A 26,242-nucleotide genomic window follows, 5' to 3' on the forward strand; every position below is an offset into this window, starting at 1 on the left:
CTAATGCGCCGCGGGCCCATCTGTAAGTGACAGCCGAAACCGTCTTTCCGCCTTCCTCCATGCGGAGGAAGGAACCATCCGGTATTAGCCCCGGTTTCCCGGAGTTATCCCGATCTTACAGGCAGGTTGCCCACGTGTTACTCACCCGTCCGCCGCTGAATCCGGAGAGCAAGCTCTCCTTCATCCGCTCGACTTGCATGTATTAGGCACGCCGCCAGCGTTCGTCCTGAGCCAGGATCAAACTCTCCATAAGAGAGTATGAGTAAGCTCATACTTTAAAACTGGCATTTCATTCGTTCCGTTCACCCGACGGGGTCGGGTTCCAGGAACTTCGTTCATCAGCGTTTTGCTGTTCAGTTTTCAAGGTTCATTTGTTGTCGTTGTGTTTTCAGCGACTCAACCAATATAACATGCTGCGAAGATCAAGTCAACAACTTTTTTATTTCTTTCGTGTGCTGCGTTACTCAGAAGCGCAACGTTGATAACTATACAACGGGATTCAAATCCGCGCAAGTCCAAATTACATAGTCGGAATCTTTAATTTCATAATGCAATTCACATTAGCTGCCACAACCTAATTCCTTCTATTTAATATTCAACCAGGCCATCGGGGTTTTCTTCTTAATCAAGCAGGGCAGATATACTTTATATCTCCTAATTTAAAGGTCCGTAATGATCTGGCTTGCTGAAAAAGATCTAAAGCATTCTCGATAAACAGTGAGAAGAAGATAAACTTTGTATGTCAGTGTTTTATTTTTGTGCATCTAAAGAGTGCAGCTCAAATCGATACACTATCACCATTTGTTATAATGAGTCGGATTTTCAGCAATTCTCAACATCTCTGTTTTCATACTGTTTGAATACACTCGGGTCCTCTCTAGCCTTTCTTTAAAGTAAGAAGCTAATGACGAATCAGTGCAATAAATGAAACATCCCTTTTGTCCTCTTGTCATCAATGTTCTATAAGTATTACGGATAATTTCATCAGCTACTCGAAATGCTCGGTCTGGCTCCGTCTTCATCATCTTTTTGATTCCACGGAGGGATTGATCTGTCTTTGCCCGTTTTGTATAGTCGGTCATGACTTGTCCATTACTGAATGTTAAATCGTCACCAATAATGACACCGACATAGTCAAACTCAAGACCCTGACATGTGTGGATGCAGCCTGCCTGTTGTACTGATTGTTCATCGATCGCCCATGTTTCAGTATTTCCAAGGTTCCAACTGATGCCGAATTTATGTTCAGGAATCGTAATGTCCTTGTGCTCCGAGTCATTTTTGTTTTCCCAATTCCAACAATACCCTGAAACCAGACGAGACTTATTGCTGCGATGATTGAGTCGGACGATTTCTTCGAAAAGGGTATTCGGATCATCGTAAATCCGAAAATCATAATCCAAACCGTAGAAATGGGAGTTTGCGGTCTCCCTAATCTCGAGTACATCATCCAGCCAAGCTAGGTAAGCATCCGAACCATCGCATCTAAATTGCGAAGTCAGTTCCATTTGTGTAACTTCTGCTTCTAGGCTATTGGAAAAATAATTGATCAGATTGATTGACCCTACATCTTTCAACGTGACACGCTGATTTTCATCTATGAAAAAGATCGAGAATTTAGATGCATTTATAATCTCCTTGATCTGATTTTCTCCCAGATTCTGAAACAGACCAGACTTCTCATTTAAACGATGTGCCTCGTCCACAATCAAAGCATCGATTTCATCTGTTTTAGATTGAGTATAACTTCCCGAACCTTTAAAAAGATTATCAATTCGCGTTTTCCTGAAATCACCTTTTAATTTGGTTGCATATACATTCCGAGGCGCAGAATTTTTGGTAACGTACTGGGCTACTAATCCCATGCGTGTCATTTCAACAAGCAAGTTGATCGCTAATACAGACTTTCCTGTCCCGGGTCCGCCATTTACAACCAGAACTTGCTTGCGCCCCGTTGCCGCAGCTTTTTTTGCAAGAGTAATCGCTTCTTCATAAACCACTTTTTGCTCATCAATCATGATGAATTCTTGGTTGCCCTTTAACATTTGCCCAAGTGAATCCTGCAGGGATTTTGAAGGACGGATTCTCCCCCGCTCAATGTCGTAGAGGAGTTCTTTGTTATCACCATACTTGATGTACTTCTTTATAAATTCACGGAGCTTTGGTGCATCCCCTTTTGAAAAGACAGGAGCCTTATCCAAATAGTATTGGTAAATTGGATCCGTTAACTGATCATTTTTTTCTTGTCGAATATAATTGTGGGCATAAGCACATGGTCTTAATTGTATATTTCGATCTTGCACGACCTGATTGTAATCCTCAATCAAAGCGGCATAGGACCAAGCCTGATACGAAGGATGAGCTGTTTCGCGTATTCCGCGATTAATCAGTGTCTTGACAATCGCTTCTTTACCCTCAACCTTTTCTACCTCTCCCCATTGTTTCAGTTCGACAATTACTACCGAATCCTGAGAATCGTTTCTCCCTGAAATCAGGAAGTCTACTCTTTTGGAAGTATAGGGAATTCGAAATTCAATCGCAACACCAGAATCGTCTGGAATTGAGTCATCATGAAGCACCCGATACATATACTGCATCGAATTATCCCAAGAGCGAATTTCAGCTTCATTTACTTTTCCGATTTTTTCATTGAAACTAGAGCAGATACTGTTGACCAGTTCATCTGTAAAGACATCTTGTAGAAAATCTTGTTTAGTCGCTTCGTAAACAATCATTGTTTACACCTCATTTTTTATTAACCTTCTAATACAATACCAAATACTCTATATTTTAACATGTAGAGTGTTCCTTCAGCTGTACTCCTCTTAGGAAGAATGAATCGAAAACATTATAAGGAGTGACGAAAGCATGAACCTTAGAGTTATTCAGTTTTTAAGATTGCTGCTAGGAATCATCTTTCTAGGTGCCGGCATTAACGGGTATATGGTCTTTTTCGGATTTGAGCCGTTTATTGCAACGAGTCCCGAGGCTATGGCGCTGTTTATATTTGATTACCTGCTGTTTGTTGAGAAGTCCCTTGAGATCATCTGCGGGATTCTCCTGCTCACCAATCAGTTTGTGCCGATGGCAATCGCTATCCTGAGTCCGATCGTCGCAAACATCTTCCTGCTCCATCTGTTCGTGGACCCGTCGATGCTGGCGCTTGCAGTGATTGTTGTCTTGTTGCATGGTTTGCTCCTCTACCATTATAGAAACCACTTTGCAGGATTGTTTGTCAGGAAGCCGGCCGCTACGGATACGGATACACCTTCCACGACTGCCCCGCTCGGGGAATAAATTAAATAACAGGCAAACGGGTGGCCCGCTTGCCTGCAATCATGGACGTTCCGCTTGGAGCGTCTTTTTCAATTGTTAGGCCCTGTTCTCCAACTGCAGATCCAGCACCTCATCTTCTTCCTTGCCGAATCCGGACCGGATGACTTCAAAGTTACGGGTCTGAGTCGCCGTGACGACTGGATGTTCTTTGAAGTAACCAGCGATCAGCTCTGTCATCGGGACACGGATTTCCCTCGTTATTTTGGAAGGTCCGAACATGTAATATCCTCCTCCGCCGACCGCCCTGTACTGGTTGAGTACAATTTCAAGCGTTTCGTCGGGTTTGATGAGACGCCCGTCATGGATCAGGACCGTGATGCGGTCGCCAGGGGGCCGTGTGAGATCGATTGTGTATTCGATTCCTGCATACATGTCGTAATTGTAATGTTGCGGCTTCGGATGGATGTACTCCGGGTTGATGCCGATTTCGCCATCCTGGCTGATCTCAAAATACGTAGCGGAAAGTTCGAGTGCTTCTTTCAGGTCACTCCCGGTCACCCGGCAGACAGCCAGCGTATTCGGATAAGGGTAGTTGGTGACAATATCCCTCATTGTGACACTTGGCGGTAACCCCTTCGCTTCCTGGCTGAACAGGGACGTAGCGGAAATGGAGCACCCGCTGTGATGCATCTGGACCCGATTAATGAAGTCGATGTACGCATGTCCCCGAATTCTCGTATCATGTGAGTCCGAAATGGACATGTCGCCAACTACCGCACCGACCGGCATATCGAGCCATTCTTCCAGCTTGTCTTCCATGGCACCGAACTGCTTCATTAGTGGACGGTCCGCTTCTTTGTCGTTGACGTCCATCAGCTCAGCCGCGCAACCCGTAATGTGCCAGCTGTCACCCTGCCGCTCCAGCTCCATTGTCGCTTTGCCGACCGCTTCTCCCCGGTAGCCTGGCTGAAGTACCGGTATGCCGTTTTTTACAGTCGCGATCTTCCTGTGCTGATGGCCGGTCAGCAGCACATCGATTCCCGGCACCTCTGTAAGAAGCGCGTAGCCTTCATTTTCCCCCGTCAGCATCTCTGTCGGCTCCCCCGTCTCCAAGTCACATTCCAGGCCACCGTGATAGCTGACCACAACAACGTCTGCGATTTCCCGGAGCATCGGAACATACTCGTTTGCGCTGTCGACCGCCGATCGGAATGTAAGGCCTGCGCAGTGGTCGGGGTGTTCCCAATGCGGAATATAGCGGGTCACCAGACCGAGCACTGCAATGCGGACGCCCTCCTTCTCGAAAATCTCGTAAGCCTTCCCGGTAACCGGCTCCCCGGTCTCATCCAGAATATTGGCCGCAAGCACGGGGAAATGTGCTGCCCGGACAGATTCCATCATATAAAACAGGCCATGGTTGAACTCATGGTTGCCGGGAACACCGGCATCAACTTCCAACTTGTTCAATGCTTCAACAAGCGGTGCCCCTGTTCCCAGCTCTCTTTCCATATAGGAGCTGAGCGGCGAGCCCTGGAGAAAATCACCGTTGTCGATGACAAGAACCGGTCCGTTCGCTTTGCACCGTTCCTCACGGATGACTGTTGCCGCTTTAAACAGGCCAAAGCCAAGGTCCTGCTCTTTGGTTTTCCCATCACCGGGAAATAGATATCCGTGCACATCACTTGTTTCCAGAATCGTCAGTGTCAGCTTGTCCAACGCGTCCGCCTCCGTTCTCTTCTGTTTGCCGCTTAATACGTATGTACCGGAAGCTCCGCCCCCTCTTCGGCCTTTTCCTTGCCGTACCAGATCTGTGCTTCAGGCAAGATGGGCGGAACACCGATCAGTTGAAGTTCTTGGTGGAACACCTCCGGCCGAAGGGTATGCCAGGGAACGGTCACGCCTGCCCCGATCACTTCTGCGATGGCAAGCAGGTCCGCCTGGCTGGCATGTCCGCTTGTGCCCAGATCCATGAAGCTGAACCTGTGTTGGTCAAGATGTTGCATCATGTCCGCAAAGCGTGAATCGTAACTTCCGAGCGGTTCGCCATTGCTGTGGCAGTAGATTCCTTTGTCAAACGCCTCCAGGAACCGGATGTTTGGGTAGCTGCTCTGGAGTACATAACGGCCTGGCTTTTTGGAAACCTCATTCAACGTAACTGTCTTGCCGGCCGGCTCTCCTTCACCGACCGTTTCTTCCAATACTGTCAGCTGAAGATCAAGATGGAACGATGCCAGGACTTTAGCATAGGTTTCTTCAAATACCATCGTTCTGCCGTTCCGTTCAACTGCTTCCGCCACTTCCTTCATCCGCTCAATGTTGCGGATGTACGGATTAATGATGATAATGTCCTCCGATTCACTCTGAAGAAGGTTTTCCAATGACTCGATCAGCGCCTCTTCAGTAGCAGGAGAGGCAGAAGGATTGCCTGACCGACCAGAGCTGAAGCTGGTTCCTTCAAGCAGAAGCACATCCGGTTGCCATTCTTCTGCTTCCTTAACCCAGCAGATCACTTTCCCGGGCTCGCTGCCCGTCAGGCGGAGATCACCTGAATGAATCATTCTCAAGTCGTCCGTCTCGATGAAAAGGGCTGAAGAGCCCGGCGTATCGTGATCCGACGGTTTAAAGGTTACGCGGATATCTCCGATTTCGATTGTCTCTCCGTCATCGACCGGGTGGAGCGATACCTTAGCCGGTTGTTCTTCGCCCAGTTCAACAAGCATGTTATAGAGCCGGAAAGCTTCCCTGGACAAATAAACGTTCGTCCCTTCGGGCAGATGCGGTAGCCCGCCCATATGATCCAGATGCAGATGAGATATAAAAATCGCGGATTCCGGAAATTCATCTGTCTCTGAACCGGTTGCACCGGAAAGGAATCCTTCCGTATCATAAAGTCCCGGTATGGCAGGGAGGCTCCCGTCAATGATCAGCTGTTCGGTAAGTGATCTTTCCTCTGTGTTTTCTGAAGGATCCCCGGTAAACGACAAGCCAAAGTCACATATGACTCTGGCCTGTTCAGTGAGGATCTCCACGATGTTGCCGCCGATGGTGTCGAGACCACCCCAAAAACGGTAGCGTGTCATCGGGCATTCCTCCTTAATCAATTGTTTTCGGTGATGCTTTCCGTCTGCTGGTCCAGTCCGGTCAGGGCTTCCTGTACGTCTGTACCGTTGATCATCACATCATCCAGCGTTTCGATAAACGCGTTCCGGTATTCACCATGACCTTTGAACATGGCGGAGTTTGCTGCGTATTCAAGTTCCTTGTTCGCCGCTTCAGCCGTCGGGTTCTCCTCGAGGAAGGCCTGATATTCCGGAACATCCTGTGCTGCGCGGGTAATCGGCACATAGCCGGTTTCCATCGCCCAGAACGCCGTATTTTCAGGCTGGAGAAGGAAGTGGATGAACGATACTGCTGCTTCCTTTTCTTCTTCCGTGGCAGATGCATAGACGCCGAGGTCGTTTCCGGCAAGGAGTGTCAGCTTCTCGTCGTTGAATGTCGGTATTTCCGCAGTGCCCCAATCCAGTCCATTTTCATCAGCGGACGGCTGGACGTGAGCGACGCCTGCGCTGGAACCGATATAGAGTGCGGATTCTCCGCGGCTAAACGGACCGGAGAAGTATCCGTCTTCCCCAGCAGTTCGTGCATGGCCGTTATCAACTGCATCCACGAGGAACTGCAGCGCTTCGACGCTTTCAGGGGAATCAATGTCAACTTGGAGTGTCTCTTGGTCGATGAATGCCGATCCGTTCTGACGGGCCATCGTTTCGAATTCCATTTCAAAGCTGTTTTCAAGTCCCATGGCCACACGTTCGTCACCGGCTTCTGTCATTTTCTCGCCAAGCTCGACGACTTCATCCCAGCTTGCCGGTACATCCACGCCGTATTCATCGAGGATTTCCTGGTTGTAGAACATGATCCGGGTCGACTTGGAGAATGGCATGGAGTACATCTTGCCGTCATATTTCACACCTTCCAGGAATCCTTCATAGATCTCGTCAAGCTCTTCCTGGGAAAACGCGGTGTCGCTGACGATCAGATCATCCAGCGGCTGAAGCAGATTGTTTTCAGCAAGGTCCGGCACTTGCCCCGGTGTCAGCTGGGACATTGTCGGCAGGTCTTTGGATACGCCCGCCGCCATGATGGACTGCTGGAGAGAACTGTAGTCTCCCTGGTTCATTTCCTTCACAACAATTTCATCCTGGGATTCGTTGAACTTGTCCGTCAGCTCGGTGATGGCATCCTGGTGAGGGCCGTTCATCGCATGCCAGAATGTCACCTCAACAGTTTCACTATTATCTTTTACCGCCGCATCAGCCTCATCACTGCTGCTTGCATCCCCGCCGCATGCGGCCAATAACAGGCTGGCAGAAAGGAAAATCCCCGCCCCAAGTGTAAATTTACGATTCTTCATCTTATTCTCTCCCCTAATAATTTCTTATATGGACATTGACTGATAGATGGTGACTAATTTATCTATTTATTGCAGTGGAGGGCGGCGACTCCAGCGGGAAAGGAAGTGCGGAGAGACTTCGCAGAAGGCTTGATGCCTTCCCCGCGGAAAGCGTCCGCCCGGAACGGAAATCAACCATGCACTCTGTAATCCCCTCACCCTTTTAACCCGCTCCGCGAAATCCCCATGATGATGTACTTCTGCAGGAACAGGTACAGGATGATCATCGGCAGGACGACAAGTGTCGAGGCGGCCATCAGCAGCTCATACTTCGTCCCTGCCTCGGTCGTGAACGCCTGCAGGCCGACCGGCAGCGTTCGGAGCATCCGGTCGTTCGTCACGATCAGCGGCCACATGAAGGAGTTCCAGCTTCCGATCACCTTCAGGATCGTGATCGCCACGATGGCTGATTTGGACAGCGGCACCATGACCGACCAGAGAAATCGGAAGTCACTGCATCCGTCCACCTTGGCCGCATAGTACAGCTCATCCGGAACCGACGTGAAGTTCTGGTGCAGGATAAACACGGAAAGCACACTTGCCAGATACGGGATGATCAGCGCCGCGTACGTATTGATCAATCCCAAGTTCGAAAGCGTCACGAAGTTCGGGATGATCAGGAGTTCCCCGGGAACCATCATCGTCGCGATCAGGACCGTGAACAATAAGCTTTTTCCGTAGAACTTCATCTTCGCAAAGGCGAACGCCGCGAGGATCGTCGTGAGCAGTTCACCGACCGTCGAAACCACGGTCACGAGCACACTGTTCAGAAAGTACTGCCCGAACGGAGCAGCCTCAAGCGCTGTTCCGTAGTTTCCGAACTGTAGGACATCCGGCATCCAGACTGGCGGCATCGCGACCGCTTCTGCCGGAGTTTTCAGTGATGTGATGACCATCCAGTAGAACGGGATCAGCATCGTGATCGCCCCGATCGACAGAGCGGCATAAATGAGCCCTTTTTTCAGCACATCCGCCATTCCCGCATCTGCCATCAGCCAGCTTGCCCGTTTAGCCGGCGGCAGTCCGGCCGGGGTCTCCAGCACTTGTTTCATGCCTTGTCGCCTCCTTTCTCAGTAATGGACAAACTTCTTGTTGTATGCGAACTGGATCAGTGTAACGGCCAGGATAATGACGAACAGGACGACACCTGCCGCGGCTGCGATGCCGTACTGATACTCTGTGTAGAACTTCTCGTAAAGGTAATACACGATCGTCAGTGTCGACTTGGCCGGGCCGGGCTTTGCCTGGAACAGCGCATACACTTCATCAAACACCTTGAAGCTGTTGATCACGCCGAGAACAGATACGAGAAAGAGTGTCGGACCGAGGAGCGGCAGCGTGATATTCCAGAATCGGTTAAAACCTGTTGCCCCGTCGACCTTTGCCGCCTTGTAGTACGTCTCGTCGATGTTGTTCAGCCCGACGAGAAACAGAATGATGTTGAAGCCGAGCCCTTTCCAGACTGCCATGATGACCAGGGCCAGCATTGAATAGTCGGGATCGGTGATCCAGTGGATCGGTTCGATGCCGAACCAGCCGAGAAAATAGTTCATCAGCCCATAATTACGGTGGTACAGCCAGTTCCAGACAAGCGAAATGGCGACTGTGCTCGTGACAAACGGCAGGAAATAGACAGTCCTGAAAAAGCCGGAAAGGAATTTGATCTGATTCAGCAGCAATGCGATTCCAAGCGACAGAGCGATCGAAATGGGAACGACACCAAGAACAAAGATGAATGTGTTTTTAATCGCCAGATAGAAATCAGAATCCTGCAGGATCGTCGTGAAGTTGCCGAGTCCATAGGCAAGGACAACGTCATCATAGAAGTTGTAATCCGTATAGAAGCTCATCGCAAACGACTTTACGATCGGGTAAAGGTTGAATGTGAAGATGATAAGCATCATCGGCAGGATGTAGAGCCATGCCTTCATGGTGCTTTTCAGGGTCGGATTTTGTATCATGCTCCGGCACTTCCGCCGGAAACTTTACTTGCAGGCCAATACACGGCTCGGCCCGATTGGTCGAAGTACAGAAGGTCGCTTGTCTCAGTTGTAAGATTGACCGTCTGCCCCTCCTCCAGCACTGCCGGCAAGCCTGTTGCCACCAGTTCTGTTTCTCCGTGAAGGATTTTTGCGGTCACATCCCTTCCGACCCTTTCGAGATGTGTGATTTCCCCTTGGAACAGGGTCTCCTCCGTCCGATCGGTCACTGCAAGACTCTCTGGACGGATGCCGACCGATTGGATTTCTCCTGCATACGGCTGCGGAATGTTCATCAGTCTTCTGATTCTCCCATTCGGGTCAAACGGCAACGTATTAATTGCCGGCTTGCCGAGAAATTCGGCCACGAACAGGTTTTCCGGGCGTTCATACAAAACTGTCGGTGTGCTCATCTGTTGGATTGCGCCTTTATCTAGTACCATCACATGATCCGAGAGACTGAGCGCTTCTTCCTGATCATGGGTGACAAACACCGTCGTGATGTTCGTCTTCTGCTGGATACGGCGGATTTCTTCCCGCATCTCCAGCCTGAGTCTGGCATCCAGATTTGAGAGCGGTTCGTCCATCAGCAGGATGGATGGCTCTTTGGCAAGCGCCCGTGCAATCGCCACGCGCTGCTGCTGGCCGCCTGAAAGCTGTCTGGGCTTTTTGTCGATATGCTCTTCAATCCGGACCAGCTTCACCAGTTCCATCGCCCGTTCCCTGCGTTCGTTCTTCGGCATTTTAGCCATTTTGAGCGGGAACATGATATTGTCCAGAACCGACAAATGCGGATACAGCGCATAGTTCTGGAAAACCATACCGACCTTCCGCTTTACCGCATCCAGCTTGGTGACTTCACGTTCCCCGAAGAAGATCCTCCCTTCCGTCGGGAACATCAATCCCGAAATCAACATGAGTGTCGTCGATTTACCGCATCCGCTCGGTCCCAGAATCGAGACCAGGGAATGCGCCGGAAATGTGAAATCAATGTGCTCGAGCACCTTTTTGTCTCCATACGACATGGTGACGTCTTCAAATCTGACCTGCAACGCGTTCACCTCTATGTATCTTCTGTCCGGGTGTCTGCCATATCCGGCAATTCTTCTGGTGCCCGTCCATTATAGGGTTCCGACTTTTGTTGCCGTATGAAGCAGTTGTTAAGAAATGCTAAAGACGGCTTTTTAGCTTTACGAAATATTTACAAGCGACCAAAATAAAAGACCGCAGACATCGGTGAACTGACCCCCGAACTACGGACACTTTAAAAAAGTCCCGGTTCGGGGTTTTTGCATGGTCAAAAACTCCGCTATACTGGACACAAAGTTGAACGGAGGAGATTTTGATGAGCCGCCAACCGATTAATGAATCCATTCGCCGACTTCTCGAGGACAATCCCAATGTCCTTCATGTGACGGGTAAGACCATACAATACGCTCCTGAATTCAAATTGAATGCCGTGAAGGCCTATCAGGAAGGTAAGACACCCTATGAGATTTTCCTGGAGGCGGGGCTGGATCCCAAACAGATCGGAACAGATACACCGAAACAATCGCTAAAGCGATGGAGGAAATCGTATGACGCCCTTGGCGAAGAAGGTCTGTTATCTGAGCGTCGGGGCCGCGGAAGCGTCGGTCGCCCTGTAACACGGGATCTGTCTGCGGAAGAACAACTGAAAAAGGCACAGGCTAAGATCAAGTATCTAGAGGCCGAACTGGAATTGTTAAAAAAGTTAGAGGCAGCCGAGAGGAGGCTGAGGAAGTAAGGCTCACACCGGGAGAAAAATATGCATTGATTGAAGAAGTGATCCGAACGTATGGGCTCAAGAGAGCTGTCGCCTATCTATGCAGGGTCGCGGGAGTCCGCCGTCAGGGTTACTATGAATGGCTGATCCGCCATGAATTGCGCGACCTCCGTGCGGAAGTGGATTATGAAGATGCCCTTCTCCTTAAAGAGATCCAGAAACGGAAGAAAGGGAAAGGAAGATGGCGAAGGCGACACAGGAACACCGTACGGTGTCTAATCACCTGAATCGTGAGTTCCAGCAGGATGAGCCGGGTAAGGTCCTCCTGACTGATATTACCTATCTGTATCACGTCCTTCACAACCTGCCTACCTATCGGTTGTGAAGGACGTGGCGACCAAGGAAATCCTCGCTTATGAACTGACGACCAGCCTTTCCATGCCAATCGTGTACCGGACGCTGGACAAGCTTGAAGAAGCTCTTGGAGAGAATCTACACCCGGAAATCGTCCTTCATTCAGACCAAGGATTCCACTACACCCATCCCGAGTACCAGAAATATCTCAAGGACATGAAAATCAGATAATCGATGTCCCGAAAGGGAAACTGTTTGGACAACGCGTCGATGGAATCCTTCTTCGGTCATATGAAAGATGAAATTGACTACAGGCAATGCCAAACCTTCGATGAGCTCAAGCAGCTGGTGGATGAGTACATTTATGAGTACAACTACCACCGATATCAATGGAATCTAAAAAAGATGACTCCGGCACAATACCGGAGTCATCTCATCGCCGCCTAGGCAGGGGTTTTAATTAAACTGTCCGCTTTATGGGGTTCGGTTCACGGTTGTCTGCGGTCGAAATTAAAATTAGTTATTCAAGCCTGGGACGAGGGGTTTCCTGCCGCCTGCCGGATCACTTCCGCTATCCGGCCCGGGTTTTCGGCAGTCAGCATATGTGTGCAATTCTCAAACGGGATCACCGTGGAATGCGGAATCTGTTCGTTGAGGAATTCAGCGGTCTCTTTTGAATAGAGCGTGCTCTTGTCACCATAGACAATCTGCGCCGGCACCTTAATGCCAGCAAGCATGTCCCGGTAGTCGGCCGTCACCATGGCATGCCACATGGCAGCCAGCACATGCGGCGAATTGCCGGCGGACAGCTTCAGCATTTCTTCAATCTCTTCTTCAGTCAGGTATGGGACAGTCTTCTTCATGAAGGGTCTTGAGAAACCTTCAAATTCTTCATACATCTGTGTCAGATCACGGTCAGCATCCGGACGGGTATATTCCCCGTGCCACAGGCCGAGGTTCCAGCCATCTTCATTGACAAGTTTCGGTGTCATATCGAAGATCGTAAAAGAGCTGAGCCTGTCCGTGCTGTAGTTCCGGATATATTCAAAACCAGTTGACGCGCCCATCGAGTGGCCCGCAAGCGTCACTTCATCAAGGCCCAGGTGTTCCATGAGTTCATCCAGATCCTGCGCGAAGCGTCGGAGCGTCAGCCCTTGGCCGGTCCTGTCCGATTGACCGTGGCCCCTCAGGTCATAGGCCACCACCCGGAATTCGTTGCTCAAGGATTCGATCGGTTCTGCGAAGGTTGTATGGTCACCCGACCACCCGTGGACGAGGACGATTGGGCGCCCCTCCCCCTTTTCCTCATAGAAAAGATTCACACCGTCACTTGTTTTGAAAAATGCCATTTCATTTCCCCCTTTTATCACAAATCAGACTGACTGTTCTGAATCCAGTATATCAATAGAATCGTAAAACCATATAAAAAGACACCCCTCGGGTGCCTTTTGCCGTACAGATGCAGTTTAAAGGTTCATCTTATTAAAGAATTCCTTGCGGTACTCCGGATAAAACCGGGTCCAGTAGAGCTGTGTAAGCTTCAGTGTGATGATTCCGACCAGCGGAAGCAACAGCAACGCAAAAAATCCTGGGTGATCCGTGATTCCGAGGTACAATCCCATCACAATCCCCAATATGACAAACAGGGCACTGACATACCAGCTTGCCAAGAACGCCATCAGAAAAACAGCGCTCATATAGAGGAATGTAAACATTTTGATTTTGTCACCACGGGTCGTCAAGCTCCGGAACTTGTTCCAATTCCGTTTAATCTCCGAGGCGATCTCTTTCGTGATGGCCCAGTTTCGTTTTATGAAAAAATCCAATTCTCTTCCTCCGTCGCCTTGCCTGGTCCGTCAGTTTTCCAGTTCGAAGTCCGCATTTTCCAGCTTGACGACTTTATTTTCTTCCGTAATCGACTGGAGAATCTCTGCGCCCTCAGGCGTGACCGGTACAGTGAACGGGATGGCATGGCCCGGCTGGATGGTGCCGGCAAATGGCTCGAGAAGCTCAACCCGTTCCTTTTCCAAAACGTATTCGACTCCGTCACCCGTATCGACACCGAGTGTATAGTCGAGTGCGATGTTCTTTATCGGCTGCTCAAGACGATTGACACCCAGGAAGAACATCGCCTGGCCGCCTTCCGTCTGATTGGCCAAAGTCAGCGGGTGGACACCAAAGTCACCCGGAACCCCGACTTCAGGGTTGCTTTCGAGGAAGGCCGATAACTGCTGATACATCTCATTTTCGAGTGTCACACCGTTTTCTTCATCCGCTTTAAGCACTTGGATTTCAACGGGTTCCATCTCTTTTTCCTGTGTCACAGCTTCCTGTTCCTCCTTCACTTCCGGTTCGTTGCTGTCTGCCTGATCGCCGCATCCGGCCAGCAGGACGCCTAAAGTCAAAAACATCGCTGTTCGTTTCATGATGCATGCACTCCCGAAAAACCGGATGTTTAACCGGTCATTAGTTTTTTTCTGCCGTCAGGCGCTGAAGCTCTTTTCTGAACTCGATTTCACCTGCGGTTTCAAGACCTTTAAAAATAAGCTCCCGGATGTGTTCGTGATCAAAGAACAGATTGGTATCCGGGGACAGATGGCCTTGGGGATAAGGGCATCCGACATAATCCCAAACTCTGTCTCCTCCGCCGACCCCGCTTTGTTTTCTGCCATAAATCATAATGTTCGGTTCCACGCCTTCCATCCTGACGACCGATCCGATCGGAAGAAGGTTTTCCCCAATATGTAAAGCCGTTGCATTAAACCTGACTGTCATTCCGGTGGCACTCCTTTCGTCCAAGAAATTATTCGGTGCCTTTTTCGACGCCGACACCAAATCTGCCGCCCACGAGGAAACGGAGGTCGATCAGGAACTCTCTGCCCACTCTCGCTTCTCCTCCGACACTTCCCGCAGAAGCACCAAACGTTACCTTGACATTATAGTCGGTAAACGGAATCCCGATTGTCGGGTTCAGCTCACCTTCCCACAATGAAGCTTTTGCGGCAAGCCCGACGTAACCGTCGTCGTAGCCCGCGTAAGCTTTTGCATCCCCAACGGTATAGTTGGCTCCGATGCCCGTGCCGCCGACAACATCGCCAAGGTATGGCATGTTGCGGTCCAATTCCACTTTTGCATCATACTCCAGCCCTTTTGCTTCCGCATTGACGAGCGGAAGGGGAATGTCGACTCCAAGCACAGAAGCTTCTTCAATCTTGGCATCTGCGCCTGCCTGAAGCATGTTTAACGTGCCCCGTGCATCCACATAGTCCGTGTCCGCTTCCATCTCCCCGTGAATCAGCTTGAAGTCAGCGCTGCCGCCCAACAACGGATCATCATCATTGAGGCCGGACCACTCATTCTCCAACTTGCCGGAGCCTGCGGTTACTGTGCCGTATTTCCCGAGCGCAACGGAGTCCCCGCCGATAACAAAGTTCGGCTCTTCTTTCTTCGAGGTTCCCGATGTGGTGCCGGCAGCTGCATATGTAGGAAAAAGCAGTCCGTTCTGACGATTGGCGAGTGCGGTCATCAGAGTCGGTGAAGCGTATGGCGCGTAGCCTGCAAGCATTCCCGGACCTGCCGGGAAACCATTCGCAGTGGCCGGATTCATCCCCCCGCCTGGTGTCCATAGGAAGGAAGTAAGCGGTGCATTAAAACCGGATAATCCCGAAACGCCGCCAAGGGATGCATTACCCGCGGCCAGATCGGCCTTGAGCGGACTCATCCTTGTCATGAAGGACCATTGGTCAGCTTTATAACCGACATCGGTCAGCCCTTCATTAAACATGCTTTCCAGATCCGCGATCCACATTTCCATCTTCCTGATGCCATCATCGACTGATGTAAGGGCTCCGGTCTGAGAAGCATCGAATTGATGAAGATCCGTCACTGTCTGATCCCGCTTTTTCTTGGCATCCTGTACGCCCTGCTGCACCTCGCTATCATCCAGGTGCGGGAGGCCGACGATATCGGACACACTGTCCATGATGGCATTGGCTTCATCGGTCAAGCTTCCGGCAATAGTGGAGATTTCGGAAAGGCCGCTCTCGATCTCGCTCTCGAGGAAGCTTTCCCGGATATGCCCGTCGGTTGCCGGTTCCAGGGCATTCAGCGCAGAATCCATCTGCTGTAGAATGCCTTGGAACTGGGATTTGAACATTCCAAAGTACTGCAGGAGCGGCAGATGGCAATCCCGGTAAAAAGCCCGGATCGCATCGCCTCCCTCTCCTTTTAGTGATTCCTGAAGAGCGACGAGTTCTTCTGTCGCGGCCCTGATCATCTGCATTTCTTCTTCCAGGCGCATCAGCGTCTCTACATTCCGCTGCATACCTTCGCGAAATAAGGTTACGTCCAATACTTTTATGCCGTCGCCACCTTTTCAAAAATGGTTTCCGTAACCCGGCAGACATGCAAACAGCCCGCCGGAATTTCCGGTTCCGGGCGGGCTGTTTAGTATTTTAGGCGTGTCCCAGGCAGAACCTGCAGTGCCTGGTCCATTTCTAATTCTCGTAAGTATCGTAACATATCAAAAGAGGCTGTTTTTCGTACTTATGCACCGTTTTGTGTCTGGTACCAATATCCTATTGGTTTAATTTGATTCCTAAGCATGCTCCTTGAAGAAGCGAAGCACATTTTCGGTGATTTTCTCCTGGTCATTGTCCAGTGTGGCGACATGATAGCTTTCTTCGAGCCGGACTTTTTCGATCACTCCCGACGAGATCCCTTCAGCAATGATATCCGAGTTCCCCGGCGGAACGACATGATCCTCATCTGAGACAAGGATCAGGCCCGGACAGGTAATATCGCCGAGATTCGCGCGAACTTCTTCCATTAGGGAAAGGATTTCTTTAACTGACTTGACCGGAGTCTTTTCATAAGCCAGTTCAGTAACGCCCGATTTTTTGATGTCCGATCCGATCGCATCGAGAAACCTGATCTCATCAGATTCTCCGACTTCCTTGAGTGCAGGCATGTCAATGGCTGCATTGATCAGCGCGATTGCCTTGATATCCGGGTGCTTCTGCGCCATGTGGAGTGTCAGCGTCCCGCCCATCGACAGACCGGCCATGTAGATCTTGTCACACCGATCCTTCAGCCAGTTGTATCCCTCTTCAACCGAGCCGGTCCAGTCTTGTCGGCTTGACCGTTCCATGTCTTCATAGTGGGTGCCATGTCCCTTCAGCCTCGGCAGGCATACTGTATAGCCCGCTCCGGCAAGCGCTTCTGCAAGTGGGCGCATGCTTTGCGTGGAACCCGTGAAGCCATGCGAGATCAGAATCCCTTCTTTCCCGCCTTCCGCATAGAATGGTTCGGCGCCTTTGAGTACCGGGTAATGCTCTTTCATCGTAATCCCCTCCGAGTATGAAATATCGATCTGACTATTTTCCCCATTCGACATGTTCTACAAGTTTCCCTTTCTTATAAAACAAACGGTGCTGGAAGTACATTTTCATGTCATTAAAGTATTCTGGTATACATAATAATATTACTTATACCTTTACAACTGTATTCCGGCAATCACCCAGCCCATCTGCACGGGTAGAGATTTCAAGACTATTTTCATCTTAAAAGAATGAAGCACCCACCAGATAGCGGGCGCTTCATCGTTATACCGTTTCGGCTTCTTTTTGGGTGTTTTTCAGGTCTTCAAACAGTTTCTCGATCGTCCCCGCTCCTACGTTTTTGTATTTGGCGAGGATGACGAGCTCCTGTGGCAACTGGCCAGCCCGCCGGATGCCCGATTCCTCCAACTGCCGGATAAATCCAGGTGTCAGCGAAGGAAAGTTCTCTTTGGTCAGTTCAGCCTTGGCGAGGGTCTCCGTCACAATGATGGAATCGCCTTTATGGAACAGGAACAGTTCGCCCGGCCGCTCAATGCGGATTCGCCGGCGGGCCCTTTCCTCATCAACAAATTCCGCCAGCTCCTCGAAAAATTGTTCATCATTTTTCTCGGTGTAGCGAGTAACCGCCTGATGAAGTCCTGTGAGGTCAGCCGGAAGTTCGCTCATGATCCGCGCCTCTTCTGCTCCGTGTAGCTTGACGAGAAAACGGACCGACTTCTCGAATCTCTGCGGCAGCAGAAATGCATCGCGCAGGAAATAAGGAATATCCAGTGTTCTGTCTCCGTGGCGAATCTGGCGGACAGTTGTATAGCCAGGCTGTTCAGATTGGTGTGTCTTCGGTGTGCTGACAGCTATAGATTCAGCAGGGAGAGTTTCTTCCCTTTCATTGCTCAATGTTTTTCTGAGAAGTTCTTCCAGGCGGCCAAGGCGGGATTCCAGCTCCGGCAACTCGAATGTCTGTTCCTTCGGAGGAGCCGGATCCCGGTATTCCGGGAATGTGAAATCCGGATTCCCGTAAACTTCCACATACCACTTCATTACGATATACAGCTGTTCCCAGGCAGCAAGAGACTCTGTTACGCGGAAGGCTCTTGGCTGATGGGCTGCCCGGTTTCCTGCCATTCGGATGTCATGCAGCGCATCCCGGACTTCATCGGTCAGCAAACCCTGGCGACCTGCTTCGTCTAGCCGGTCTTTTAATGATTTATGCTGAACATCCGGAATCCCTTCTTCTTGCATGACCAGTTGAAGGACCGAATCGATCAGTACACGTGCATGCGTCAGCATCGTCCTCGGACTCGTATAGACAGACTGCTCCAGTTCCCCTGCAACCAAGGCGAGATGCCGGTGTTCCAGAAACGCATAATAGTATTCGCCATTTTCGTTCACAACGCTGACTCCTTCTCTTTTACAATCTACTTATTCTATCATTTCTTATTAGCGGACTACAAAGCGTGATAAAGTGTGGCATAATAATACAAAAGAGAGGTCGTTCAGGGCGGTGTTTGAAGTGACGGAAGAAAAGCTAAACCGGCTCGGCCAAATGGAAAAACGGCTTTCATCGATCGCCGGCAGGGACCCTGCTGACGCGGTTCATGAAATCGTGCTTGAATTGTTCGGTTTTGACTATGATTATGTGCCGGTTTTGCGCGGCAAACGTGAAGGGCTGACAAACAGGGAGATTCTTTCTGAGGAACTGCAGAAACTTCCCGCGCTGACAGTGGAGCATCTCTGTCCGCTCCTGCTTTATCTGTTTGGCACAAATCTCAAAGGAATTGTCTCCATTGAGAAAGCACCGATTTCGATCCGATCCAAGGACAACTGGGTAAAACGCCATCGCGGAGATCTTGTCATGATTACAGGCGGACACGAAGACCTGGAGGTTCTTGTTACCCCTACCGAAGAATTCATGACCGTCAACGGCAATGAATTTCTCCCGGAAGATCTTCTTAAGCGTCTGATCAACATCGGTTATCAAAACCGCGACGGACACGCTTTCTATGCAAACCCCGAAGGCGAGCCCGTATCCGACGACTTTAAGACGCTGACGATCCGGACGATCACCGAGTATTTTGAAGAACATCCCCAACATTGACCCATGTGCATATGAACAGCCCGGATCCTCTGCGGATCCGGGCTGTTTTGTGTAGGGGCATGCGCGTTGGGCATCATCAACGTTTTCATCCAGTATGTTAACGTCTCACTCCAGTATGTTAGCGTTTCACTCCAGTATGTTAACGTTACACCCCAATATGGCAACGTCCCGCATCAATTCGTTTTCACTCTGCAAATCCTGCAAGGAATTTGACACGGTCACCCATCGGCGGCGGATTGTCGTCGGTAAGGACGATCTCGAGAAGGGCCGGGCCGTCTGTGGACATCAGCTTACTGATCGTTTCCCCGTTAAGATCCTCCATCGATTCCACACGCGCCGCCGGAATTTCAAGGGCTTCCGCCATCTTCGTGAAGTTCATCGGCTGTGTGGAGAACGTTTTGTGCGCGCGCTTGAACTGCAGACTGTGTCCGTGATAGACCAGGCCAAGCCGGGCATTGTTCATGACGATGAACAAAACAGGCACGCCGTATTCTTTCGCTGTCAATATCTCCATGCCGTGCATGTGGAAGCAGCCATCACCGGTGATGATCACCGTCGGTCGTTCAGGGTCCGCCATTTTAGCGGCCATTCCAACTGATAAACCGCTTCCCATTGCACCGAAGTGCACATTGATATCAAAGGCATCCGGCGAAAGGACGCTCAGGTCATGTATCACATAAGCTTCGGTTTCCGTAATGTCGACTGCGTATCTGGTATTTTCCGGCAACAGTTGCTGAAGCTTTAGAACGACGTTTTTCGTCGTATATGCGGCTCCTGGCGATAGCCTCTCCGGATTGTATGGGACGCTGACCGGTTTTTCTCTTGTTCCGAGCATCTTAAGCTCCCTCAGGACAACCGGAAGCGTATCTGTCAGATCGCCTAAAACGGGAAGATCTGCGGGGTACTTCCTGCCAAACACCGTTTCGTCCCGATCAAACTGGATAACAAACCGGTCCTTTGCGAGAGCGGTACTGTAGTTGCTCGTAGCGGTCTCACCCAAGCTCGAGCCGATGACGAGCAGTGTATCGAAGTCCCCATCTTGGATAAGCCGGCCTGTTGACTCGTTCCCGGCAAAGCCATAGACTCCTGCAAAGTTCGGGTGTGCATCTTTAAACAAGCCTTTGGCCACAGGCGTGGAAACGACCGGCCAGCCCAGCAATTCAGAAAGGCGCATGACTTCCGACACCATTCCCCGGGCACCTTGCCCGCAGAAAATCAGGCCGGCGTTGCGGCTCTTCAGCTCCCTTGCAGCTTGGCCGGCAGCCGCAGTATCCGCCTTTATCCTTGCCGGACAGACTGCAACCGGGATGATGGACGGATCGATATCAGTCATCTGCACGTCAAGCGGCATTGCGATATGTACAGGTCCCGGCACCCCGCTCATGGCGATCTCAAGGGCCTTTGCGATTTCCTTTACCAGCTCATCTCCACGGCCGACCAGCTTGGAGTATTTTGTGACTGGCGCAAACACAGATGCGGCCTCCAGTTCCTGCGAGGCATTCATCCCTACTGTTGACGTCGGCACGGATCCCGTCAGAAACAGGACCGGCAGCTGTTCCCGCATGGCATTTGCAGCAGGCGTGACCAGGTTCATCGCACCCGGTCCGCTTGAGCCGATCGCGACTGCAGGACCTCCGGAATACTTGGCGAACCCCGCCGCCATATACCCGGCTGCCCCTTCATGCTTTGTGATGATCGGCAAGATGTCTTCATAGTCGTTCATCCCGTCGAAAAGTACATTGACGCTGCCCGCCGGTATCCCGAATATCCGGTCGATTCCTATGTTCCTGAAGAACTCAAGTACCGCTATCCCTGCTTTCAACGGCTCCATCCCCCTTGGTCGTTGGTCAAAAAGTCCTTCTCAAGCTTTCTGGCCGGTACCGGCGGGCTAAAGAAGTAGCCCTGCATCATCGTGCACTCGCGGGAGGCAAGATAGTCGGCCTGTTCTTCTGTTTCTACGCCTTCCGCGATCACTTCAAGGCCCATATTCTTTGCCATTGTGATGATCGTATCGGTCAGCGCGCGGTCATCCTCATCAAGCAGGATATCACGGATGAATGTCCTGTCGATCTTGAGGGTTGTCAGCGGGAATCTCTGAAGATAGCCAAGTGACGAATAACCCGTACCGAAGTCATCGATATCCAGGTGTACACCGAGTTCCTTCAGCTTGTTCATCGTAGAGATGGCAAGATCCGTATTGCGCATGATCTGATTCTCTGTCAGTTCAAGATGAAGCAGTTCGGGACGGATGCCAGTTTCGGCCAGCACCTGCTTGACGATACGGTGAAGGCTGCCCTGTTCGAACTGTGCGGCTGACAGATTGACGGCCATGCAAAGATCATCGAAGCCTTTGTCATGCCACTTTTTAAGCTGCGAAACCGCCTCGCGAAGCACCCATTCACCGATCGGTACGATCAGGCCGGTCTGTTCGGCAAGCGGGATAAATATATCCGGGGATACCAGGCCTTCCTCCGGGTGATTCCATCGGATCAGCGCTTCCACACCGACCATCCGGTGCTTGCATAAGTCGACCTGCGGCTGATAATACAGAGTGAATTCGTCCCGCTCCAACGCCCGGTATAGTGCGTTTTCATATTTGACGCTTTCGATGGTCCGTTTGCCGATCTTCTCGTCGTAGAAATAATAGCTGCCGCCGGCCACTTCCTTGGAGTGATACATCGCCGTGTCGGCATTTTTGATGAGCATCTCGGCATTATCGCCGTCTGCGGGAAACATGCTGATGCCAATTGAGTTTTTAATAAATATTTCGTGATCGTCAATGGTGATCGGCTTTGCAAAAGATTTATTGATCTTGCTGACGGCACGAAGGACTTCCTCCCGGTTTTTGACGTCAAGCAGGATGATCATGAATTCGTCACCGCCCTGCCTGGACACGATACCGTTAATAGGTACGGCTTCACTCAACCGTTTCGCCACTTCTTTCAGAAGAAGATCGCCGAAACTGTGTCCGAGAGTGTCATTGACAAGTTTAAAGCGGTCCAGATCCAGGAACATCACCGCCACTTGCTCATCATCTCTCTTGGCATTTTCCAACGCTTCATCCAGTCGTTCTTTCATCTGCAGCCGGTTCGGCAAATCGGTCAGGCTGTCATAGTATGCGTAATACTTAATCTCTTCCTCAAGATAGCGACGCTCTGTAATGTCCTTAAAAATGACCACTTGACCGAAGATCTGATCGTCTTCCTGAATAAAGGAGATGTCATATTCCACAGGGAACACGGTTCCGTCCTTCCTGTGGAAAACGTCTGATTCATCATTTAGCTGCGGTAGCTCTCCGCTGTCCCCTCCACGAAATATATTCGCTGAAGACTGGCCTTCAAGTTCTTCGGGACGGGAATAACCGAGCATTTTCAGTGCCGCCGGATTACTGAATGTAATCTTGCCGTCCAATCCGATTCCAAAAATCCCTTCGCCTGCAGATTTTAGGATCAGTTCCTTTTCCCTGGAGAGCGATTCCAGCTCTGTGATTACCCGCTGCAGCTCTTCGTTTTTAACCGTTACTTCCTTGGTCCGCTGATTAATGATCATTTCCTGCTTCTCGATAAAGAGGAGGTTTGAAAGTGTGGAAGCAGTCATGTCCACAATGGACTGTGCCAGGTCAATCGTGGTCTGGGGATACTCGACAATCTTCCCGGAACGATTCGGGACAGCGATGAATCCGAGAATCTCGTTCATCGCAATCATCGGGAAGATGGCCATTCCCCTGATCCCGAACGTCCGGCAGATATCCTTGTTCGGACGTTCGTCCTTGGTCACGTCAGGGATATATACCGGTTTCCTCGTCCGTATTGAATCCTGGTACATCCTGTCTTCAAGCAGGTCATTAAGCTGTGCCCTGTGCATTCGCAGCCATTCATCCTCACTCATGTCACTGCTCTTTGCCAGATGAGCGGGTTTGATCTTTTTACCGGCGACCGGATCCAGCAGATGAACGGCGGGATCGTCGCTTTCAAGCAGTTGGCCTACATGGCGGAAGCAGGTCTGGATCGCCTGGTCCATCGTTTCCGCCCTCGATAGTTCACTGTTGGCATCGAGGAGAAGCTGCTTGTCCTGGATCAGGTTCTCTTTACGCAAGAGATCATTGGCATTGCGGATGGCGACTGCTGCCATGTTGACAAACGCTTCCACAGTCTCACGCTGTTCCCCGGTGATGTTCATCGGCTGCCCGTAGTTGAACAGGAAGACGAGTCCGTAAAGGTCATCTCCAAAAGCAATGGGCATTGCGAGCAGCGAGCGGATCAGAAACGAGTCGACCGCCCAGTCGCTCGGCCGGCCATCGGATCTGGTATCCGGTATGTATACAGCCCGATTTGTTTTTGTGACTTCCCTGACCAGGGCGTCATCTTCCGGGCTGATCACATGCATATCAAGCGTCATGCCGTTCAGGACTTCCGGTTTTCCGGTGAACCCCCTGAATGTGCCGTCTTCCTGCGGCAGGTAAATGCCGACCGAGTCACACTGGAAAACTTCCTGAGAAATAGCGTCCGTCACCGCCTGCAGCATCTCTTTCAGGTCAAGTTTCGTATTGATGATTCGGGTTAGGTTGGCAAGTTGCCTGTACCTGGATTGATCGTTCACAGCCGCACCTCCTCAAGGAATCATATTCCTATCAATATACTACCCTATTCTCAAATATCTTCCCAACATAAGAAGGCGGCTTCCCCCCTGCATCCTTGTTGGAAGCAGAAACAAAACCGCCAGACGGGCACGGGGCCCGGACTACTTATTCATCTTCCTCATCATGGAATGCTTCTTCAAGACGGTGCCTGAATTCTTCGGCAGCACTATATCCCTGCATACGCAGATACCAGTTGTTTGCCGCTGCTTCGATCAGTCCTGCGACATCACGTCCCGGCTGCAGCTGAATCTGGATATGGGGGATCTTCACGCCCATATATTCTTTGAACTTCATGTCGACTTCAAGTTCATTGTTAAGCGCGTCTTTTTCCCATTCGATCAGTTCAATATCAAGCGCAATGCGTGTCTCTTCCTGGAAGGAGGTGCGGCCATACATTCGGACGACATTCAGCAGACCGACGCTCCGGAGGGCCAAGAACTCCTTGTTGCTTCCGTCATGAGTACCAAGGAGTGTCTGAGGGCTTAGCTTTCGCAGTACCACGATGTCATCGCTTACGAGACGGTGCCCACGGCCGATGAGCGTGTGGGCCGTCTCGCTTTTCCCGACTCCCGATTTCCCCCGGAGAAGGACGCCGATGCCGGATACATTCACACAGACACCGTGAACCGCGATTTCTTCAGCCAGTTGGTTCAGCAGGAAACGGTTCAGTTTCTGGACCAGATCAGTCATCGAGTCTGATGTCCTAAGCACCGGAATATGCGCTTCGCCGCAATGCAGCAATAGTCCAACAGGTTCCTCCTGGTTGGATGTGATGATGATGCACGGCGGGTCGTACGTCACCATATTCCCGATCCGGTGCCGGGCTTCATCCGCATCCAATGTCCTGAGATAACTGATTTCGTTGCGTCCCAGAATCTGGACATGGCCTTTTGCTATAAAACCGAAGTGATTCAAAAATTCAAGTCCCGGACGCCTCACCTGTGCTTTGGTAATCTCCCGGTCCAGTTCATCCTTGCCGATTAATACTTCGAGCGAAAAATTTTCTGCAGCTTGCCTCACTGTTACATGCTTGTTTTCCATCATTCTCTCTGCTTCCCGACTTCCTATAATATAATTCGTCATCCATAATTCCTTATCCATTATACAATGTTGAAATCCGATTGTAAGCGTAAACTAACCTATCCTTCCAGGAGTGAACCGGTGTCCACCGTCCATTTCTCGAGTGAATGGGCATCAATGGCATGAACATGGCCGCCCGGTTCCGGGAAGTCCGGAATGTAGACAAGCTCGTACACCGGCACGCCACCCGCAGCTTCATTTCTAGTCCTGACCGGACGCATCGTGATATCGGAGACGAACAGCGCCTTCACTGTGCGCAGACTAAAAGGACGCTCTCGCAAAAGCGGGCTGAAATCAATGGCGGCCGCCTCGCTCATATCAAACCGGACTACTGTGCCGGTCTTACGGTCCACGTCTATTTCAACGCCTTCATCCTCCACCTGAACTCCGTACTGGTGGCGGTCGAAAATGAAGGTGAAGACGTTTCTCTCTTCTGCCTGGGATTCGCTCTGCTCTTTTCTGAGGAGAAACCGCTGCTCAGCACCGGGAAACTTCCTGAATAACATCTTGATTGCTGAATCCAGCGCAATTCGATAAGAAGTATCAGGACGGCTTTCCGCCTTAAGGGTCTCTTTGCCAAGCGGCTCGTGGTCCGGCGGATAAATTCCTAGATCTTCCGCCAGAGAGATGACCGTCCCGTCCATCTTGACCTCATCAGGAGAACCAGTCAGGAAATCGTAGATCAGATGAAACTGATCATCGCCATCCACGTAAAGGTCAGAGTCATATTTGCTGATTTTCAGCTCCGCTGTAAGATTGGCCATGTACAGATCAAGTGCAGCCTCTGAACTGATCGATTTTTCTTCGTCAATCAATACAAGCGGCCCGAGATAGCTGACCACTTCGGACAGTACCCCATCTTTTTGGAAGGCGATACTCAGACCGGAATTCGGTAGCTCCAGACCGTCTTCATCCGCCCTGACAAAATCGACAGTATAGACATGTTCCAGATCAACAACGGAAGAAAACTGTAACTCTGCCGCCTCCATCCCGAAGACATCGGCAATAAATTGACCGGCGCGATCCCGAATGGCAACCGGCGACAGTGACACGACCGGAGTGCGTCCTTCCGCTTGGTGATTAATGAAGTAGCGTATTCCTCCTTTACTGTCCAGATGGAGTTCGCCAACCGGTTCTCCTCCGTCTTTTCTTTGCAGCGTCCAGAGCCCTTTTGAACAGTCCGTTTTTCCGGTCTCAATATCCTCTATTTTCACTCCATCCAGATAAGGAAGGAGCTTTTCAAACCAAATCATGATGCTGTCCATCGACCGACCCTCCATTAAAAC

23 protein-coding genes, 1 rRNA gene and 1 pseudogene are annotated in these 26,242 nt (G+C 50.6%); 6 read left to right on the top strand and 19 right to left on the bottom strand.

All coding sequences use genetic code 11. The features are described 5' to 3' along the window. Both BMX91_RS00005 and BMX91_RS00010 read right to left on the bottom strand, forming a co-directional pair. Positions 1–253, bottom strand: a 16S ribosomal RNA gene (locus BMX91_RS00005); the annotation flags it as partial. A gap of 541 nt (positions 254–794) precedes the next feature. Then, positions 795–2,735 carry a DUF2075 domain-containing protein gene (locus BMX91_RS00010; protein ID WP_092048525.1) on the bottom strand — a complete coding sequence of 647 codons (1,941 nt, stop codon included), beginning with the start codon at positions 2,733–2,735 and terminating at the stop codon, positions 795–797. 133 nt (positions 2,736–2,868) lie between these two features. Between BMX91_RS00010 and BMX91_RS00015 the strand changes: the two genes are divergently transcribed. Beyond that, positions 2,869–3,297: a hypothetical protein gene (locus BMX91_RS00015; protein ID WP_092048526.1), complete on the top strand. Its 429-nt coding sequence runs from the start codon at positions 2,869–2,871 to the stop codon at positions 3,295–3,297. 75 nt (positions 3,298–3,372) lie between these two features. Here BMX91_RS00015 and BMX91_RS00020 read toward each other — a convergent pair whose 3' ends face one another. From BMX91_RS00020 to BMX91_RS00045, 6 genes are all read right to left on the bottom strand, one after another. Next, positions 3,373–4,992, bottom strand: coding sequence for a bifunctional metallophosphatase/5'-nucleotidase (locus tag BMX91_RS00020; RefSeq protein ID WP_092048527.1), 1,620 nt, complete (start codon positions 4,990–4,992; stop codon positions 3,373–3,375). 32 nt (positions 4,993–5,024) lie between these two features. Further along, on the bottom strand, positions 5,025–6,356 hold the full coding sequence (locus tag BMX91_RS00025) for an MBL fold metallo-hydrolase (protein ID WP_092048529.1): 1,332 nt from the start codon (positions 6,354–6,356) through the stop codon (positions 5,025–5,027). Between the two features lie 17 nt (positions 6,357–6,373). Next, entirely contained in the window at positions 6,374–7,687 is a 1,314-nt protein-coding gene (locus BMX91_RS00030; RefSeq protein ID WP_092048531.1) for an ABC transporter substrate-binding protein, read from the bottom strand. 194 nt (positions 7,688–7,881) lie between these two features. Further along, complete coding sequence (locus tag BMX91_RS00035; protein WP_092048534.1) at positions 7,882–8,778, bottom strand: carbohydrate ABC transporter permease; 897 nt, start codon at positions 8,776–8,778, stop codon at positions 7,882–7,884. An 18-nt stretch (positions 8,779–8,796) separates the two neighbouring features. Then, positions 8,797–9,687, bottom strand: a complete 891-nt coding sequence (locus tag BMX91_RS00040) for a carbohydrate ABC transporter permease (protein WP_092048536.1) — start codon at positions 9,685–9,687, stop codon at positions 8,797–8,799. Next, a complete protein-coding gene (locus BMX91_RS00045; protein ID WP_092048539.1) occupies positions 9,684–10,757 on the bottom strand; it encodes an ABC transporter ATP-binding protein in 1,074 nt (357 codons plus the stop codon). Before BMX91_RS00045 ends, BMX91_RS00040 begins: the two co-directional genes overlap by 4 nt. 293 nt (positions 10,758–11,050) lie before the next feature. Here BMX91_RS00045 and BMX91_RS16030 point away from each other — a divergent pair, with 293 nt between their 5' ends. The 4 genes and pseudogenes from BMX91_RS16030 to BMX91_RS16045 all read left to right on the top strand — a co-directional run bounded on the left by BMX91_RS16030 (position 11,051) and on the right by BMX91_RS16045 (position 12,250). Next, positions 11,051–11,470, top strand: coding sequence for a helix-turn-helix domain-containing protein (locus BMX91_RS16030; RefSeq protein ID WP_407640863.1), 420 nt, complete (start codon positions 11,051–11,053; stop codon positions 11,468–11,470). 26 nt (positions 11,471–11,496) lie between these two features. Beyond that, positions 11,497–11,736, top strand: coding sequence for a hypothetical protein (locus tag BMX91_RS16075; protein ID WP_456061862.1), 240 nt, complete (start codon positions 11,497–11,499; stop codon positions 11,734–11,736). After that, positions 11,685–12,106: pseudogene (locus tag BMX91_RS16080) on the top strand (DDE-type integrase/transposase/recombinase); the annotation flags it as partial. The gene BMX91_RS16075 and the pseudogene BMX91_RS16080, both read left to right, overlap by 52 nt. Next, entirely contained in the window at positions 12,095–12,250 is a 156-nt protein-coding gene (locus tag BMX91_RS16045; RefSeq protein WP_456061863.1) for an IS3 family transposase, read from the top strand. The pseudogene BMX91_RS16080 and the gene BMX91_RS16045, both read left to right, overlap by 12 nt. Before the next feature lie 77 nt (positions 12,251–12,327). On the opposite strand, the gene BMX91_RS00055 is transcribed toward BMX91_RS16045, so the two are convergent. The 7 genes from BMX91_RS00055 to BMX91_RS00085 all read right to left on the bottom strand — a co-directional run bounded on the left by BMX91_RS00055 (position 12,328) and on the right by BMX91_RS00085 (position 18,531). Then, positions 12,328–13,152, bottom strand: a complete 825-nt coding sequence (locus tag BMX91_RS00055) for an alpha/beta fold hydrolase (RefSeq protein ID WP_092048541.1) — start codon at positions 13,150–13,152, stop codon at positions 12,328–12,330. 117 nt (positions 13,153–13,269) lie between these two features. Beyond that, positions 13,270–13,629 (bottom strand): hypothetical protein, encoded by a 360-nt coding sequence (locus BMX91_RS00060; RefSeq protein WP_092048544.1) that lies wholly within the window; start codon positions 13,627–13,629, stop codon positions 13,270–13,272. Positions 13,630–13,659: 30 nt separating this feature from the next. Further along, positions 13,660–14,229 (bottom strand): hypothetical protein, encoded by a 570-nt coding sequence (locus BMX91_RS00065; protein WP_092048546.1) that lies wholly within the window; start codon positions 14,227–14,229, stop codon positions 13,660–13,662. A gap of 40 nt (positions 14,230–14,269) precedes the next feature. Further along, positions 14,270–14,578, bottom strand: coding sequence for a DUF4176 domain-containing protein (locus BMX91_RS00070; protein WP_092048548.1), 309 nt, complete (start codon positions 14,576–14,578; stop codon positions 14,270–14,272). Positions 14,579–14,606: 28 nt separating this feature from the next. After that, positions 14,607–16,154, bottom strand: coding sequence for a ribonuclease YeeF family protein (locus BMX91_RS00075; protein WP_281242790.1), 1,548 nt, complete (start codon positions 16,152–16,154; stop codon positions 14,607–14,609). A gap of 246 nt (positions 16,155–16,400) precedes the next feature. Continuing rightward, entirely contained in the window at positions 16,401–17,144 is a 744-nt protein-coding gene (locus BMX91_RS00080; RefSeq protein ID WP_092048552.1) for an alpha/beta hydrolase, read from the bottom strand. Between the two features lie 262 nt (positions 17,145–17,406). Continuing rightward, positions 17,407–18,531 (bottom strand): DUF4145 domain-containing protein, encoded by a 1,125-nt coding sequence (locus BMX91_RS00085; protein WP_092048555.1) that lies wholly within the window; start codon positions 18,529–18,531, stop codon positions 17,407–17,409. Between the two features lie 73 nt (positions 18,532–18,604). Here BMX91_RS00085 and BMX91_RS00090 point away from each other — a divergent pair, with 73 nt between their 5' ends. Next, complete coding sequence (locus BMX91_RS00090; RefSeq protein ID WP_143059329.1) at positions 18,605–19,237, top strand: hypothetical protein; 633 nt, start codon at positions 18,605–18,607, stop codon at positions 19,235–19,237. Positions 19,238–19,421: 184 nt separating this feature from the next. Here the strand turns inward: BMX91_RS00090 and BMX91_RS00095 are convergent, their stop codons facing one another. The 4 genes from BMX91_RS00095 to BMX91_RS00110 all read right to left on the bottom strand — a co-directional run bounded on the left by BMX91_RS00095 (position 19,422) and on the right by BMX91_RS00110 (position 26,221). After that, positions 19,422–21,059 carry a thiamine pyrophosphate-binding protein gene (locus tag BMX91_RS00095; protein ID WP_092048560.1) on the bottom strand — a complete coding sequence of 546 codons (1,638 nt, stop codon included), beginning with the start codon at positions 21,057–21,059 and terminating at the stop codon, positions 19,422–19,424. Next, positions 21,056–23,836, bottom strand: a complete 2,781-nt coding sequence (locus tag BMX91_RS00100; protein ID WP_092048562.1) for an EAL domain-containing protein — start codon at positions 23,834–23,836, stop codon at positions 21,056–21,058. The genes BMX91_RS00095 and BMX91_RS00100 overlap by 4 nt, the downstream gene beginning before the upstream one ends. 145 nt (positions 23,837–23,981) lie before the next feature. Beyond that, positions 23,982–24,920 (bottom strand): HPr(Ser) kinase/phosphatase, encoded by a 939-nt coding sequence (gene hprK, locus BMX91_RS00105; RefSeq protein WP_092048564.1) that lies wholly within the window; start codon positions 24,918–24,920, stop codon positions 23,982–23,984. Between the two features lie 95 nt (positions 24,921–25,015). Further along, on the bottom strand, positions 25,016–26,221 hold the full coding sequence (locus BMX91_RS00110) for a YcdB/YcdC domain-containing protein (protein WP_092048566.1): 1,206 nt from the start codon (positions 26,219–26,221) through the stop codon (positions 25,016–25,018). Positions 26,222–26,242: the final 21 nt, after the last annotated feature.

The sequence above is a fragment of the Bhargavaea ginsengi genome, assembly GCF_900109165.1.
GTDB classification, from domain to species: Bacteria; Bacillota; Bacilli; order Bacillales_A; family Planococcaceae; genus Bhargavaea; species Bhargavaea ginsengi.

What these genes read in the sequence shown, in the direction of transcription:
- BMX91_RS00010 (WP_092048525.1), bottom strand. Translation starts at nt 2,735, where the DNA reads ATGATTGTTTACGAAGCGACTAAACAAGATTTTCTACAAGATGTCTTT.
- BMX91_RS00015 (WP_092048526.1), top strand. Translation starts at nt 2,869, where the DNA reads ATGAACCTTAGAGTTATTCAGTTTTTAAGATTGCTGCTAGGAATCATC.
- BMX91_RS00025 (WP_092048529.1), bottom strand. Translation starts at nt 6,356, where the DNA reads ATGACACGCTACCGTTTTTGGGGTGGTCTCGACACCATCGGCGGCAAC.
- BMX91_RS00030 (WP_092048531.1), bottom strand. Translation starts at nt 7,687, where the DNA reads ATGAAGAATCGTAAATTTACACTTGGGGCGGGGATTTTCCTTTCTGCC.
- BMX91_RS00035 (WP_092048534.1), bottom strand. Translation starts at nt 8,778, where the DNA reads ATGAAACAAGTGCTGGAGACCCCGGCCGGACTGCCGCCGGCTAAACGG.
- BMX91_RS00040 (WP_092048536.1), bottom strand. Translation starts at nt 9,687, where the DNA reads ATGATACAAAATCCGACCCTGAAAAGCACCATGAAGGCATGGCTCTAC.
- BMX91_RS16030 (WP_407640863.1), top strand. Translation starts at nt 11,051, where the DNA reads ATGAGCCGCCAACCGATTAATGAATCCATTCGCCGACTTCTCGAGGAC.
- BMX91_RS16045 (WP_456061863.1), top strand. Translation starts at nt 12,095, where the DNA reads ATGAAAGATGAAATTGACTACAGGCAATGCCAAACCTTCGATGAGCTC.
- BMX91_RS00055 (WP_092048541.1), bottom strand. Translation starts at nt 13,152, where the DNA reads ATGGCATTTTTCAAAACAAGTGACGGTGTGAATCTTTTCTATGAGGAA.
- BMX91_RS00065 (WP_092048546.1), bottom strand. Translation starts at nt 14,229, where the DNA reads ATGAAACGAACAGCGATGTTTTTGACTTTAGGCGTCCTGCTGGCCGGA.
- BMX91_RS00070 (WP_092048548.1), bottom strand. Translation starts at nt 14,578, where the DNA reads ATGACAGTCAGGTTTAATGCAACGGCTTTACATATTGGGGAAAACCTT.
- BMX91_RS00080 (WP_092048552.1), bottom strand. Translation starts at nt 17,144, where the DNA reads ATGAAAGAGCATTACCCGGTACTCAAAGGCGCCGAACCATTCTATGCG.
- hprK (WP_092048564.1), bottom strand. Translation starts at nt 24,920, where the DNA reads ATGATGGAAAACAAGCATGTAACAGTGAGGCAAGCTGCAGAAAATTTT.
- BMX91_RS00110 (WP_092048566.1), bottom strand. Translation starts at nt 26,221, where the DNA reads ATGGACAGCATCATGATTTGGTTTGAAAAGCTCCTTCCTTATCTGGAT.